Source organism: Acinetobacter gyllenbergii CIP 110306 = MTCC 11365, from assembly GCF_000413855.1.
Lineage (GTDB): Bacteria > Pseudomonadota > Gammaproteobacteria > Pseudomonadales > Moraxellaceae > Acinetobacter > Acinetobacter gyllenbergii.
Map to the genome: position 1 here is coordinate 120,631 of NZ_ATGG01000006.1, position 13,193 is coordinate 133,823.

The following is a 13,193-nucleotide window of genomic DNA, read 5'->3' on the forward strand; positions in this document are numbered from 1 at the left end:
TCAGTGTGAGCATGGATAAGCAAATAATATTTGAAGATGAGCATATTCGCGTTATTTTTTTAAAAGGTTCAAGTGACACTTTAGTGATTTCGTTTGGCGATTTGATTAGTCGCGCTAAAGGCATGTCAATTAATGCTGAAAAATCCTTAATAAAATATCAATACAATGTGATCGGCATTATGCCGAAGCAAAAATCATGGTTTCCGAAAAGTAGTATGTTGCAGATGCAGCAGCAGATTCAACCGATTTTGCAGCAATTTAAAGGCATTGTTGGCTATGGCGGCTCTATGGGGGGCTACGCAGCAATCAAGTATTCAAATTTATTGGATATGCAAAAGATTGTGGCTTTTGTACCACAATTCTCGATTGATCCTGATGTGGTTGAAGATCGCCGTTACGCCGAATTCTTTGATGCATCTATCCATCAAGATATGCAGATTCAGGCAGATGAGGTTGATTCATCGCGTGAATACATCATCGTCTATGATCCATACTATGCAGAAGATAAAGAGCACTTTCTAAAGATCCAGCCTTTACTGCCTAACATGCATGTGATTCATTTGCCATTTACAGGCCATGAAGCACTTTCGGTGTTGGCAAGTTCTCAGTTGCTGAATGATTTTGTGGTTAAACCATTTGAAATCACTTATTTCTATCAGCGGGTTCGAGAGGTTAAAAAGCAAAGCAAGTTCTACTATCGACATGTGTTGGATGCTTTGTTGCCGCGTCATCATCAGGCTTTATTAAAAATTCTGCAACAGAACGACATTGCCTTAGATGAGCGTTATTTTGATGCGGTACTTAAACAAAAACTGGTACAGCAGCTGTTTAATCTCAAACAAGGCACTGAACAGAATTTATATAAGCTCGGCGTACATCTGCATTTTGTGCAACATACCGAGACCCAAGCTGCCAATGTGGTCAATGCACAGAATCAGTTTTTGGTCTTTAATTTGGCAAGCTTGAAATTAGAGTGCTATAGCACTGAGATTATTGCGGCCAATTCCGCCTATCTATTGCCTTTAAATCTGACGGCCAATAGCTTGGTCAAGCTGAGATTGAATGATGAATACTACTTCCTCACGATGAATGATCGTGGTATTCATAAACTGGTCAAAGAAGGTGAGCCCTTTGCACTGGATCAATCGCCGTTGGTGTTTAAACACTATGCCGATTTTTATAGCCTGAGCTATAAACAACTGAGCCTATGTTGTGATGCACAAGGTTTGACGCATTTCATCGAAAATAATGCAGATGAACAGACCAAACTGCAATTATGTTGAATGACCTTATTTCAATAAAAAAAGCCCTTTGAATATTCAAAGGGCTTTTTTAGATCAGATTTAAATTAGTTGGTACCAATTTTGGCATTGGTATTGACGTTGGCATTCACGCCTAATACTTTCACGCCCACATTTGCACCCGTTTGAAGACTCTTTTTATCTGCATTTAAGCCGGTTTGTGCATTCACGGCTGAAGTTTTACCATTCACTTGCGCCTGAGCATTGGTTTCAGCACCTAAATTTAAGGACTTAGATTGAGTTGCAGTTTTCTTGTCTGCAATGCGCTGTTTCACGTTGGCTGTGGTCTCCGCAGCTAATTCCTTACCATCAACAGCTTTGTCTACTGCATAATGGGTTGTGGTTTTTACCGCTTCACCAGTTTTATTTGCGACCTGTGAACCCACCTGTGTTGCTGTGCTTACGGTTTTTTGAGTTGCTGCAACGCCAGTATTTAGCGCGGTATGACCGACATTATGTGCAGTATGACCAACACCTTGAGCCACTTGACCGACGCCTTGTGCTGTGCCTTTCACTGCACCTGTGACACCTTTAAGCAGGCCACCAGATTGTACATTGACTTGAGCTGAGCCACTGGCATTTGCGCCTACGTTCTGCGCGAAAACTGAAGCAGAAGCAAGGATAGAAGTTGTCACGATAGCTGTTTTGATCATTTTTTTCATTGCGATTTCCTTAAGCGATGTACCGTATTGGGGTACTTCATTAACGCAACTGCATCATAGCGAGCAAAAAATCAGAAATGTGTGATTTTCATCAAACGTTACAACCAGATTACAGCTTAAAAACAATCTGGAGATAAATTGTGGAGAACCGTTATTTTTATAAGAACATGAAAAGTATAGTTTTTTAATGAATATAAATAACTGTGAAAATTCAGTTTTAAAAGCATTGATGGATAACAGTTTGACTATTTTACGGGTTATATTTTATCGCAATGAATATGAAAATTAAGAATATATAAATTGATTTAAAGCGCTTTTAAAAAGATTAAAAAAATGGCATTTTTATTGCTTGGTATATTTATATGGAATAAATATTGCACTTTTTTAATGCAATTTATTTATCCCATCAAGATCATTCTTTGTGCATTAAGGATACTTTTTAAAGCGCAAGCCTGAACCAAAACATCACTGTCTTTTTTGATAGTACGATGACTCCTATCGTATTTTATTTAAAAAAATAGGTGAAATTTAAAGTGAATCTTAACTTGTATTCGTATTATTTATAGAAAAAGAATTGAAAACCAAGTAATGGCCAGTAAATAACGCACTGGAGAATATGAATGAAACAGATTGCAGCATTTCTGCTGGTATTGATCGCGCTGGGCGTGGTGGTCTTCTATTTTGAACCTGCAGAACCGAACAGCTCAACCGATGATACTGCGGTATATCAAATCCATCCTGAACCTTCAGGCGGTATTTCAACTGTATTACATCAAGAGGAGGTGAAAACCACAGAACATACCACATCGCATATGTTAAAAAAATTGGATAAAACGCAAGAAAACAACCAATTTTATGACACCAAAAGTGATCCTTCGATACAACCGATTGATCCTGAAACTGATCCAGCCAATGAAATTAAAAAACTTTAAATCGTCTGGGCTTCTTTTATCCAAGAAAAACAGATATTAAGAACCGTTCTTTATCCAAGAACGATGGAGATCAATAGTGAACAATAAAACCTTACTACTTTTAAGCCTATGTGCTTTTATCACCACAACTACTTCAGCTGCGACACTCAACGCGGTGCAACTCAAACAAAGCCTCAGCTCGGCAGCGTTAAACAAAGTAGAACAAGGCAAAATTAATATTAATGCCTTGGTCGATAATGATTCGAATGATTTATTGATCGAGTATGAAACCAGTGCGGCCAGTTCGGGTTTTGGGCGAGAAAAGCGGAGTCTGATTGCAGATGCTAAAAGTCAGTTTAAAAATAAATTTAGCAAAGCGGCAGGCTTTCAAACCTTGCGAGAATTTAATGGCCTACCTTTAGGTCTCTATCGTATTCAGAATCGGGAGACGCTGGCACAGGTCTTGAATGATCCAAATGTCAAAGGTGTTTATCCAAACCGTAAAAATATCCCGACCACAATGGAAAGCCTCCCTTTAATTAACCAGCCACAAGCGCTCACAAATGGTTTTACTGGAGAAGGCTCAAGCGTGGTGGTGATTGATACTGGGGTGAATTATAAACATGCTGACTTTGGTTGTACTGCAGTCAATACTCCAGCTTCGACTTGTCGTGTGGTTTATGCCTTTGATAGTGCGCCCGATGATAATAGTTTGGATGATGATGGGCATGGCAGTAACGTGTCTGGGATCGTTGCTAAAGTTGCGTCTAAAACCAAAATTATTGGGATCGATGTGTTTAGAAAAGTTCGATCACAAGGGCAATGGGCGAGTACGGCTTATGACAGCGATATTTTGGCGGGGATTAACTGGGCAGTGAATAATGCACAGACTTATAATATCAAAGCCATTAATTTGAGCTTGGGTGTACCCGGTGTGAAATACACCTCAGAATGTAGTAACAGTAGTTATAGCACGGCTTTTGCTAATGCACGTGCTGCAGGTGTTGTCCCTGTGGTGGCTTCAGGCAACGATGCTTTTGCTGATGGGATTTCTTCACCGGCCTGTGTGAAAGGTGCAGTACGAGTAGGTGCGGTGTACGATAGTAATATTGGTGGGGTGTCTTGGGGCAATCCATTGAAATGCTCTGATCCAAACACAGCTGCAGATAAAGTGACCTGCTTTAGTAATGGTGGCTCATTAGTGACTTTACTGGCACCTGGGGCAATGATTACTGCAGGCGGTGAAACTCAGGGCGGTACCTCGCAAGCAGCGCCTCATGTGGCAGGGGCAATTGCCTTATTACGTGCCAATGCTGTGACACCAACAGAGACTATCGATCAAACCGTAAATCGTTTAAGAGTGACAGGTAAGCCGATTACCGATACGCGTACAGGTTTGGTGTTCCCACGCATTGATTTACTGGCTGCAACCAGCGGACTCAGTTCGAATTAAGATGATTTTATAGTTGAAAGATCGATCCAAAAATATTTTAAAAGCCATGACGCGTTGCAACTAGAGATAGATGCAACGCGTTCTTTATTGGCTTAATGACATTGTGTTAGTTTATCCGCACTAAAGTTACTTTGCAGTTTTTGAAAGTTGGCTTGAACAGTCGCATCTTGCACATCAAAAGCAGTTGCGGTTGTGGGCTGAGCAAGCGTTTTATCTTGATAGTGTTGGGTGGTAGAGCTTGCTGAAATTAAACCATTTTGGTTAAACACCCACTGCTCAACGGCCTGACCACCATCAAAATAGCCCGTAAATTCAATGTTGCAGTGTTGACCTTGTTTGCTCAGTTTTGCAGTATTGCCTTCAGTTGAAGGCGTGGCGCCAATATTCTTCACTTGTTGTAATGTTTGTGTGCCATTGTTGGGCGTGGATAATGATGAGCAAGCAGTGAAGCTGATTGCACTGATGCAGGAAAATAGAATGGTTTTAAATTTTTGTTGCGTCATGTGCAAAATTCCAGTCCGATGAATTTATACCATTGAGTCTGTCGATAAAACTCGTGAAGTTCAATAAATGTTTTGAGCGTACACTGTAAATTTAAAGCCTATTTTTCAAATAACTATAACAAATCCGCTGTATATAAATGATATTTTATAGCCCGAAAAAATCTTTATTCTAATGAATCGGCCGCCATAAAAAACCTCTACATGGTAGAGGTTCTTGGGTTTAGTTACTTGAAGGTTGGCTGAGTTCAGCTCGTTCGATCGGGACATTGCCTTCATTGGTGCCAACCACTGCATCTTTAGTGTCTTGCCATTTTTTGGCCGTGTACTGTTTGGCTTTTTCGGTTTGGGCTTGAACAACTTCAGACTGCTCTTCCGTATATTTCTTGGTGTCTTGCCATTTTTCACTGATCTTTTGTGAGGTGTTATCAGATGCACCTTGGATTGAATCGCCTAAATTCTGCATGCCTTTGCCCGTTTTATACAATAAGACACGTCCTAGACTTGGATTATCGCCATAGGGCATGGCTTTTTCAGGGACAGCATTAGAAGCAGTGCTTGTGGTGCTAGTTGGGTCTGCTGCCCAGAGCGAAGACGATGCAATCAGTGCAGTCGCTAAACAGAGTGCGGGTACTTTTTTGATCATCTTTTTGTCCTTTCCGCGATATTGTCGCAATCGAGATTTTATATCTTATCGTTGGTTCGAAGAAAAGAGTTAAGATGATATGAAATTGATACGGTAAGTAACCTTTAACTAAAACTTATGCAGAAAAAGAAGAGAAATAAAAAGCCAAAAATGCCTAAAACAATGAAGTAATCTTGTTTGCGTATATGTGCGAATCGTATGACGGATAAATAGATTGAGCCTAAAAAGATAAATGAGAAAATAAGGATACAAGGGAGTGGCTGATTAAAGAGCAATAGCGTATTGCCAAATAAAATAAAAATGATGCTGCTGCTGATCCAGTAGAGTAAGGCAAATAAAAATTTCTTGAGTGCTAATTGACTGACAGATTGATCTAAACGAGGTAAGACAACTGCCAAAAGAATTAGTGCAATCATTCCACCCAAAATCGAAATGATCATAAAAAACAGGCCACTCATATCGGGTTTGGTTCGAATAAATGGAAATACTGTGTAGCTTGTCCAACTGATTAAGAGTAAAGCGGCATGTATAACGGTCAGAATGATATCGATACGATAATAATTTTTAGGTAGCGTCATTTTTATTAATCAATGTTTATTAAAAAACTGCTATTACTAGCAGGTTTGTTGAATAGCTGCAAATATCAGCTTAACCTTACATACACTTAGCTGCGTCAGCACGATGGCACTTTGAATGAATGCATTCATTGATGAACGAGGTTGAGCAAATTGAGACAGTACTCATTTTCAAAGTTGATTTATTGGATTCTTACAACTTTTTCCACGCGATCAGATGAGTCATAGATCACTTGAATAATTGCTTTGTCTCCTCTAAGCGCTGAGTCTGGGATTGATACCTTTTCTATTAATGCATCAAAGGGCAATGTACTTGCGACTAAACCGTTATATAAAGCTTGTCCGTACATCTTAGCGCTGTTCTCTCTTTTATAGAATATAAAAGTATCAATTCGTTGATCACCGATTAATTTACTTGAGCTTGGTGTAATCACTTTGGTAATAAATTCACTTCGAGCCATGCCAATCGCGATAGGATTCTGTATATTTTGATGGTTTTCTATCTCTGGCTGAGCCCTAGAACTAGGATTTAAAGAACAAGCACTTTGTCCAATCGCTAAAAGAGTAGAGAGCAATAAAGTGTATTTTTTCATGTCGTTATAGTCTTATAAAAAGTGTAAATAAAAAAACCTGCTATTTTTAGCAGGTTTTTTTAAGAGTTTCAAATAAATACAGGTTTAGCCTTGCAATACACTTACATCTGCAATTGCCGTGAATAAATCACGTAATTGAGCGAGTAAACGTAAACGGTTGGCTTTTAACTCTACATCATCTGCCATTACCATCACACCTTCAAAGAAGGCATCAATTGGTGCACGAAGCGCAGCCAGCTTAGACAAGGCTTCTGTGTAGTTACGTGCAGCAAGCAAAGGCTGAACCACAGGCGTGAGTGCAGACAACTCTGCATAAAGTGCTTTTTCAGCAGCTTCAACCAGATTGGCTTCAACCACAGCACCTTCCGGTGTCGCTTCTTTGGCAAGAATATTGGCAACACGTTTATTGGCTGCGGCCAATGCTGCCGCTTCAGGCAATGTACGGAAATGGTTGACCGCAGTTACACGCTTGTCAAAATCAAGTGGCGATTTTGGTGCAAGTGCTTGTACCGCTTGAATCACATCAACCGCAACGCCTTGGTCTTCATATTTGGCACGGTAACGACCTTCAAGGAATGCAACCGCATCCGCACGGGTTTTATCGTGATCTTTAATGATGTCGCCATAACCTTGTAAGGCAAAGTTCACCAATTCTTCAATGGTCACATCAAGTTCATTTTCGATGATTAAACGCAAGATACCGATTGCAGAACGACGTAATGCAAATGGGTCTTTTGAACCTGTTGGTGCTTGACCAATACCGAAAATACCGACCAATGTGTCTAAACGGTCCGCAAGCGCAATGGTTGTACCTGTCTTGGTTTGCGGTAATACATCACCAGCAAATTTTGGTAAATACTGCTCACCTAACGCTTCGGCAACTTCATTATTCTCACCTTCAAGGCGTGCATAGTAAGTACCTGCAATCCCTTGAAGTTCTGGGAATTCACCCACCAGTTCAGAAGTTAAGTCACATTTCGCAAGTAATGCTGCTTTCTCAGCATCAGCAACATTGGCACCCGTAATTGGAGATAATGCCACAGCCAGTTTCGCAATACGTTGTGATTTATCCCACAGCGTACCCAATTGTGCTTGGAACACCATATTGGCTAATTTTTCTTTACGAGACGCAAGCGGTTGCTTTTGGTCTTGTAAGAAGAAGAATTCCGCATCAGACAAACGAGGACGTACAACTTTCTCATTCCCTTCAATAATTTGAATCGGATCTTTCGACTCAATATTTGAAATGGTAATGAAGTAAGGCTGTAATTTACCTTCGGCGTTGATTAAGCAGAAATACTTTTGGTTATCCTGCATGGTGGTAATCAAGGCTTCTTGTGGAACCGCTAAATAACGTTCTTCGAAAGTTGCACGTAAAGCTACTGGCCATTCAACCAGACTGGTGACTTCATCAAGCAAGTCTGCTGGCACAATAGCAGTCGCATTGACTTCATCTGCCAATGTCTTCACTTGTGCTTGAATGGTTGCTTGACGCTTTTCAAAGTTCGCAACCACATAGGCTTGTTCTAGAGTTGCCAAATAGTCATTTGCATGTGCCAAAGTCACAGCTTCAGGCGCATGGAAACGATGACCATAAGTCACATTCCCTGCTTTGTGATCTTGAATGGTTGCGTCAACCACTTGATCATCTTTGAGCAATACCACCCATTTTACTGGACGTACGAATTCAGTACGGCTTGCTGCTGAACGCATACGTTTTGCGATTGGTAAGTTATCCAATGCAGTCTGTAAAATTTGCGGTAGTAAAACATCAAGACTTTGACCTTTGACATCTTTCAAGAAACAAACTTTTTCAACTTTACCTGCTTGGAACGTCGAAAGCTGATCAACCGTAATGCCTTGACCACGCATAAAGCCTTCAAGTGCTTTGGTCGGTTTGCCTTCAGCATCATAAGCCGCTTGCACAGCAGGGCCATCAAAACGTTTTTGTGTATCTGCCTGAGCAGCATCGATATCAACAATTTTCAATGCTAAACGACGTGGCGCAGCATAGGCTTCGATAGAGGCGAAATTTAAGCCAGCCTCTTTTAAGCCTTTTTCAGTTTCTGCTTTAAGTGCATCACGTAAGGTTTTTAAGCTTTTGGGTGGAAGTTCTTCACAACCCAATTCAAATAGTACGGTATGTGTCATTTCCATGTATCCGAAAAAATATGGTGTGGTTGTACAAAGTTGGTTTGGGGTGGAAAATCTGTTTCATCTTTGGGCAGGTATCCCCAAATTCGAATGACATCTTCACGTTGTTCAAACTCTAAACCAATCTTTATCAATAAATTTTTAAATCGAGCCGAGTGGTCAATGATTTTCTTATGTCCCCAAGGCTTTTCCACCTGATGCTCTAAAGTACTTAAGTCTAGCCATAACACCCCTGCAAATGGATAGGGTAAATGACCAAACCATTCAACATCCCAATTGCTGATAAATTTATTGCTGATCCAGCAATAACGATAACTAGGACCCCAGTCATCGTTTTGCATGAATGTGATCAGCTCAGACCACTTGGTATTGTTGGCAGCACTCACCCATTGACCATTTTGAACAGCGTTGGCAATGCTTTGTTGCTGATCGTCAATACCATAATGGACAATAGAGTGCGGATTTTGCATCAGACAGATAACTTTAGTCTTTTGCTTTTAATGAAGCTTCTGCTTCAACTTGTGCTTTAAGTTGAGCCAATACTTCATCACGCAAATGTGGTTCTGCCATCGGGAAACCAAGTTTGGCACGGGCAGCCACATAACTTTGTGCAATTGAACGCGCCAAAGTACGAACACGTAAAATATAACGTTGACGTTCAGTTACCGAAATTGCACCGCGCGCATCCAACAAGTTAAAGCAATGCGATGCCTTGATCACTTGCTCATAAGCAGGAAGTGGCAATTCAGCTTCGATTAAACGAGAGGCTTCAGCTTCATAGAAGTCAAACAATTCAAACATTTTATCGACTGGCGCGTATTCGAAGTTATAGGTTGATTGCTCAACTTCGTTTTGATGGAATACATCACCATAAGTTACGGTACCGAATTGACCTTTGGTCCAAACCAGATCGTAAACTGAGTCTACACCTTGCAAGTACATCGCCAGACGTTCTAGGCCGTAAGTGATTTCACCTGTCACTGGGTAACATTCAATACCACCAACTTGTTGGAAGTAAGTGAACTGAGTCACTTCCATACCATTTAACCAAACTTCCCAACCTAAGCCCCATGCGCCGAGGGTTGGAGATTCCCAGTTGTCTTCGACGAAACGAATGTCGTGAGTTAGGGTATCAATACCGATGGCTTTTAGTGAATCAAGATAAAGCTGTTGAATATTGTCTGGGTTTGGCTTAAGTACCACTTGGAACTGATAGTAGTGTTGTAAACGGTTCGGGTTTTCACCATAACGACCGTCTTTTGGACGACGTGATGGTTGAACATAAGCCGCGTTCCAAGTTTCTGGCCCCAATGCACGTAAGAAGGTCGCAGTGTGGAAAGTACCTGCGCCCATTTCCATATCATATGGTTGTAATACGACGCAGCCTTGCTCCGCCCAATAGTTTTGTAGGGCAAGAATTAAGCCCTGAAAGGTATCAATATGCGATATAGCACGACTCATGGTGCATCCACTGGAATCAAACAAAAATTGTGCTTAAGTATAAGGATTTTGTAGAGGAGTGGCAAAGGCTAGTTGGGGAATTTCAGCTTTGAACAGCTTTTAGATTTATTTGCTGTTCTGACTAATAGGATCCAATTGGTCACGGCAAATGTAAGAGAGAAAAAACAGAGAATAACAAAGAATCTGAATGGGATAATATTGATTTGGGCTGTGTTTAAAATAATGATCAAGCTCGGGACAATAACAGTAAATAAAAGGGCATAAGCCATAATGGAAAAGAAATTCAGCACTTGGTATTTTTGTAGCAACAGTTGCACAAAATAGCTTGGAAGAAAAACAAGAATGAAATAGATCAAGGCAATGTACAGGACAACCAAGAATATCTCATACAATACTTTGAATATTTCTGTGGAAAAGTAATGATCAGGCGCAAAAAAAGCGACAAATATAAAATAGATGGGAACACCTGCATAGAAGGGTGTTTGGATCAAACAGCGCCAAATTTGTGCTTTGCTGACAATCAGTTTTTGAGTGAATGGTTGTGCAAGTTTTTGAAGTATGGGGTTCATGGTATTTTAATCTTTATTTATTTCAATTGTTTATATTTAGGCTGTAGAGTTAATCAAGCCATTGCATTGAATTATCTTAATTTTTGCTTATAACAAGTTCTCGACCCACAACTATACGTCAGCTCATGACGTATAGCATCTCACATGCGCTTAATTTCACAACTTTGAAATGTTAATTTTTAAACGATATTCTCTGTTCTTCTCAGGTCGTTTGAAATGTCTGATCGCATTCGTGAAAAGCTGCAAATTTTAGCGGACGCTGCCAAATATGATGTGTCCTGTTCCTCCAGTGGCAGTGACCGTAAAAATAAAGACAAAGGTCTAGGTGATGCCAGTCGGGCAGGGATTTGTCATAGCTATACCGAAGATGGACGTTGTGTTTCTTTGTTGAAAATCCTGTTCAGCAATGTCTGCATTTTTGATTGTGCCTATTGTGTGTCACGTCGTTCCAATGATGTCAAACGGGCGGCATTTACGGTACAGGAAGTGGTTGACTTGACCATTAATTTCTATCGCCGTAACTATATCGAGGGGCTATTTCTCAGTTCAGGCATTTTCAAGTCCGCCGACCATACCATGGAACGTATGCTGCAAGTGGTGAAGAAACTCCGCTTGGAAGAAAACTTTAATGGCTATATTCATCTTAAAACCATTCCAGGTGCTTCCCCTGAATTAATTCATGAATCGGGCCTGTATGCTGATCGCATGAGTATTAATTTAGAAATGCCTACAGAAGTAGGATTAAAAGCCTTTGCTCCTGAAAAGTCACATCAAGAAGTACAAAAGGATTTGGGGCTGGTTCGGGATCGTTTGATTCAACTTAAAGATGAACGTCAAATTATTAAGCATGTGCCGAAATATGTCCCTGCAGGGCAGACTACACAAATGGTGGTGGGTGCACATCAGGAAACGGATCAAGATGTGCTGTTTATGGCAGATCGGCACTACAAAGAATTTAAATTGAAACGGGTCTATTTTTCAGGCTATATCCCGATTAATACCGAGAATAACTATCTACCTTCGGTGGGTTCTGCACCGCCTTTGCTACGCGAAAATCGACTTTATCAGAGCGATTGGTTGATGCGTTTTTATGGCTTTCAGGTCAATGAAATCGTCAATGAACGATTCCCACATTTGGATTTGGACGTTGACCCGAAACTCAGTTGGGCATTGCGGCATCCTGAACAGTTTCCTGTGGATTTAAATCGAGCTGATTACCTGATGATTTTACGCGTGCCGGGTATTGGAGTGAGATCCGCCAAGAAAATTGTACAGGCGCGTCGTTTTGGCAAAATTCATGTCGATTTATTAAAGCAGTTGGGTGTGGCTTATTCACGTGCACAATATTTTATTCGTTGTGAAGACAGTCCTCGCTTTCGGAAAGAACTTTCTGCTGGTTTTATCCGTCAGCAGATTTTAACCCAAGGCACATCCAAATATATTAAGCCACTTTCTCCACAGTTGAGTTTGGGGTTTTAATGATGTTGAATCAGAAACTCAATTATTGTTTTGATGGCTCAATGTTGGGGTTATTGAGTTGTGTATTTCGCGCATTTCAGTTTAAAGAATTTGAGGTACAACTGTGTTTATTGGGTGAGACACAACATGGTTTATTTTCCGATGTTGTTGATGTCGCCAATCATGAGCCACATGCCCAGCGGGTATGGTCTGCTTTACAACTAAAGCTTTCTCCAGCTGCGCTAAAGCAGATTTATTTTGCTTCATTGTCGGAGTCACTAGAGGCCTATCAGCATCTCTTTAATTATTGCATCTATGTGTTTCAGCAGTCCTATTCGATTGAAAAAGATTATTTACATCCAAGTGTGTTGGCGATTTCACAGTGGACAAAAAAAGTCGGGCGAGAAAAGCATCGGATGGAGGCTTTTGTACGGTTTAAGAAAACCACGGATGGGCTGTTTTTAAGTTTGGTTCGTCCCGATTTTAATGTACTGCCTTTGATTCAACCGCATTTTAGACGCCGTTATCAGGATCAGCGCTGGCTGATTTATGATGAGCAGCGTAACTATGGTCTTTATTACGACCTCAAGCAAATCCACGAAGTGTTTATGGATGCTGATAAGATTGATTGCAATCTGCAAAAGGGCGGTAGCCAAAGTTTTCAGTTAGAGTTGGATGAACAAGAGATCTTATATGATCAGCTTTGGAAAGATTATTTTCAGAGTATCAATATTAAAGAACGGCAAAATATTAAATTGCATGTGCAATATCTGCCGAAACGTTATTGGCGTTATCTGAATGAAAAATATGTTTAGCCTAGTTGGATCCTTGCAAAATAGATTGCTTCACAACCGTGACCAGCCGTATGTGGAAGAATAAAAAAATCAGCATCAGCGTAATTTTTGATTAT

General features: G+C 40.5%; 13 protein-coding genes. 5 read left to right on the forward strand and 8 right to left on the reverse strand.

Annotated features, from left to right (window positions below; genetic code table 11):
* The first annotated feature begins 11 nt into the window (after positions 1–11).
* Positions 12–1,283, forward strand: coding sequence for a hypothetical protein (locus F957_RS18235; RefSeq protein WP_016660127.1), 1,272 nt, complete (start codon positions 12–14; stop codon positions 1,281–1,283).
* Positions 1,284–1,348: 65 nt separating this feature from the next.
* Here F957_RS18235 and F957_RS18230 read toward each other — a convergent pair whose 3' ends face one another.
* Positions 1,349–1,963 (reverse strand): hypothetical protein, encoded by a 615-nt coding sequence (locus tag F957_RS18230; RefSeq protein WP_016542785.1) that lies wholly within the window; start codon positions 1,961–1,963, stop codon positions 1,349–1,351.
* Between the two features lie 620 nt (positions 1,964–2,583).
* Between F957_RS18230 and F957_RS18225 the strand changes: the two genes are divergently transcribed.
* Positions 2,584–2,895 (forward strand): hypothetical protein, encoded by a 312-nt coding sequence (locus tag F957_RS18225; RefSeq protein ID WP_016542786.1) that lies wholly within the window; start codon positions 2,584–2,586, stop codon positions 2,893–2,895.
* 76 nt (positions 2,896–2,971) lie between these two features.
* Positions 2,972–4,327, forward strand: coding sequence for a S8 family peptidase (locus F957_RS18220; protein WP_016542787.1), 1,356 nt, complete (start codon positions 2,972–2,974; stop codon positions 4,325–4,327).
* 92 nt (positions 4,328–4,419) lie between these two features.
* On the opposite strand, the gene F957_RS18215 is transcribed toward F957_RS18220, so the two are convergent.
* The 7 genes from F957_RS18215 to glyQ all read right to left on the reverse strand — a co-directional run bounded on the left by F957_RS18215 (position 4,420) and on the right by glyQ (position 10,256).
* Positions 4,420–4,830 (reverse strand): hypothetical protein, encoded by a 411-nt coding sequence (locus F957_RS18215; RefSeq protein ID WP_016542788.1) that lies wholly within the window; start codon positions 4,828–4,830, stop codon positions 4,420–4,422.
* A gap of 220 nt (positions 4,831–5,050) precedes the next feature.
* Complete coding sequence (locus tag F957_RS18210; protein WP_016542789.1) at positions 5,051–5,473, reverse strand: hypothetical protein; 423 nt, start codon at positions 5,471–5,473, stop codon at positions 5,051–5,053.
* A 104-nt stretch (positions 5,474–5,577) separates the two neighbouring features.
* Positions 5,578–6,051, reverse strand: a complete 474-nt coding sequence (locus F957_RS18205) for a hypothetical protein (RefSeq protein WP_016542790.1) — start codon at positions 6,049–6,051, stop codon at positions 5,578–5,580.
* Positions 6,052–6,230: 179 nt separating this feature from the next.
* Complete coding sequence (locus F957_RS18200) at positions 6,231–6,641, reverse strand: hypothetical protein (RefSeq protein ID WP_016660128.1); 411 nt, start codon at positions 6,639–6,641, stop codon at positions 6,231–6,233.
* A gap of 84 nt (positions 6,642–6,725) precedes the next feature.
* Complete coding sequence (gene glyS / locus F957_RS18195) at positions 6,726–8,792, reverse strand: glycine--tRNA ligase subunit beta (RefSeq protein WP_016542792.1); 2,067 nt, start codon at positions 8,790–8,792, stop codon at positions 6,726–6,728.
* Positions 8,789–9,265: a DUF6678 family protein gene (locus tag F957_RS18190; RefSeq protein ID WP_016542793.1), complete on the reverse strand. Its 477-nt coding sequence runs from the start codon at positions 9,263–9,265 to the stop codon at positions 8,789–8,791. Before F957_RS18190 ends, glyS begins: the two co-directional genes overlap by 4 nt.
* Before the next feature lie 13 nt (positions 9,266–9,278).
* Positions 9,279–10,256, reverse strand: coding sequence for a glycine--tRNA ligase subunit alpha (gene glyQ / locus F957_RS18185; RefSeq protein ID WP_004657598.1), 978 nt, complete (start codon positions 10,254–10,256; stop codon positions 9,279–9,281).
* 785 nt (positions 10,257–11,041) lie between these two features.
* On the opposite strand from glyQ, the gene F957_RS18175 reads away from it, so the two are divergent.
* Both F957_RS18175 and F957_RS18170 read left to right on the forward strand, forming a co-directional pair.
* On the forward strand, positions 11,042–12,304 hold the full coding sequence (locus tag F957_RS18175; RefSeq protein WP_016542794.1) for a putative DNA modification/repair radical SAM protein: 1,263 nt from the start codon (positions 11,042–11,044) through the stop codon (positions 12,302–12,304).
* Positions 12,305–12,306: 2 nt separating this feature from the next.
* Positions 12,307–13,098, forward strand: coding sequence for a TIGR03915 family putative DNA repair protein (locus F957_RS18170; RefSeq protein WP_171068253.1), 792 nt, complete (start codon positions 12,307–12,309; stop codon positions 13,096–13,098).
* Positions 13,099–13,193: the final 95 nt, after the last annotated feature.

Bases quoted from the DNA above. Each gene is read 5' to 3' on its own strand.
- F957_RS18235 (WP_016660127.1), top strand. From the start codon at position 12: ATGGATAAGCAAATAATATTTGAAGATGAGCATATTCGCGTTATTTTT.
- F957_RS18230 (WP_016542785.1), bottom strand. From the start codon at position 1,963: ATGAAAAAAATGATCAAAACAGCTATCGTGACAACTTCTATCCTTGCT.
- F957_RS18225 (WP_016542786.1), top strand. From the start codon at position 2,584: ATGAAACAGATTGCAGCATTTCTGCTGGTATTGATCGCGCTGGGCGTG.
- F957_RS18215 (WP_016542788.1), bottom strand. From the start codon at position 4,830: ATGACGCAACAAAAATTTAAAACCATTCTATTTTCCTGCATCAGTGCA.
- F957_RS18210 (WP_016542789.1), bottom strand. From the start codon at position 5,473: ATGATCAAAAAAGTACCCGCACTCTGTTTAGCGACTGCACTGATTGCA.
- F957_RS18205 (WP_016542790.1), bottom strand. From the start codon at position 6,051: ATGACGCTACCTAAAAATTATTATCGTATCGATATCATTCTGACCGTT.
- F957_RS18200 (WP_016660128.1), bottom strand. From the start codon at position 6,641: ATGAAAAAATACACTTTATTGCTCTCTACTCTTTTAGCGATTGGACAA.
- glyS (WP_016542792.1), bottom strand. From the start codon at position 8,792: ATGACACATACCGTACTATTTGAATTGGGTTGTGAAGAACTTCCACCC.
- F957_RS18190 (WP_016542793.1), bottom strand. From the start codon at position 9,265: ATGCAAAATCCGCACTCTATTGTCCATTATGGTATTGACGATCAGCAA.
- glyQ (WP_004657598.1), bottom strand. From the start codon at position 10,256: ATGAGTCGTGCTATATCGCATATTGATACCTTTCAGGGCTTAATTCTT.
- F957_RS18175 (WP_016542794.1), top strand. From the start codon at position 11,042: ATGTCTGATCGCATTCGTGAAAAGCTGCAAATTTTAGCGGACGCTGCC.
- F957_RS18170 (WP_171068253.1), top strand. From the start codon at position 12,307: ATGTTGAATCAGAAACTCAATTATTGTTTTGATGGCTCAATGTTGGGG.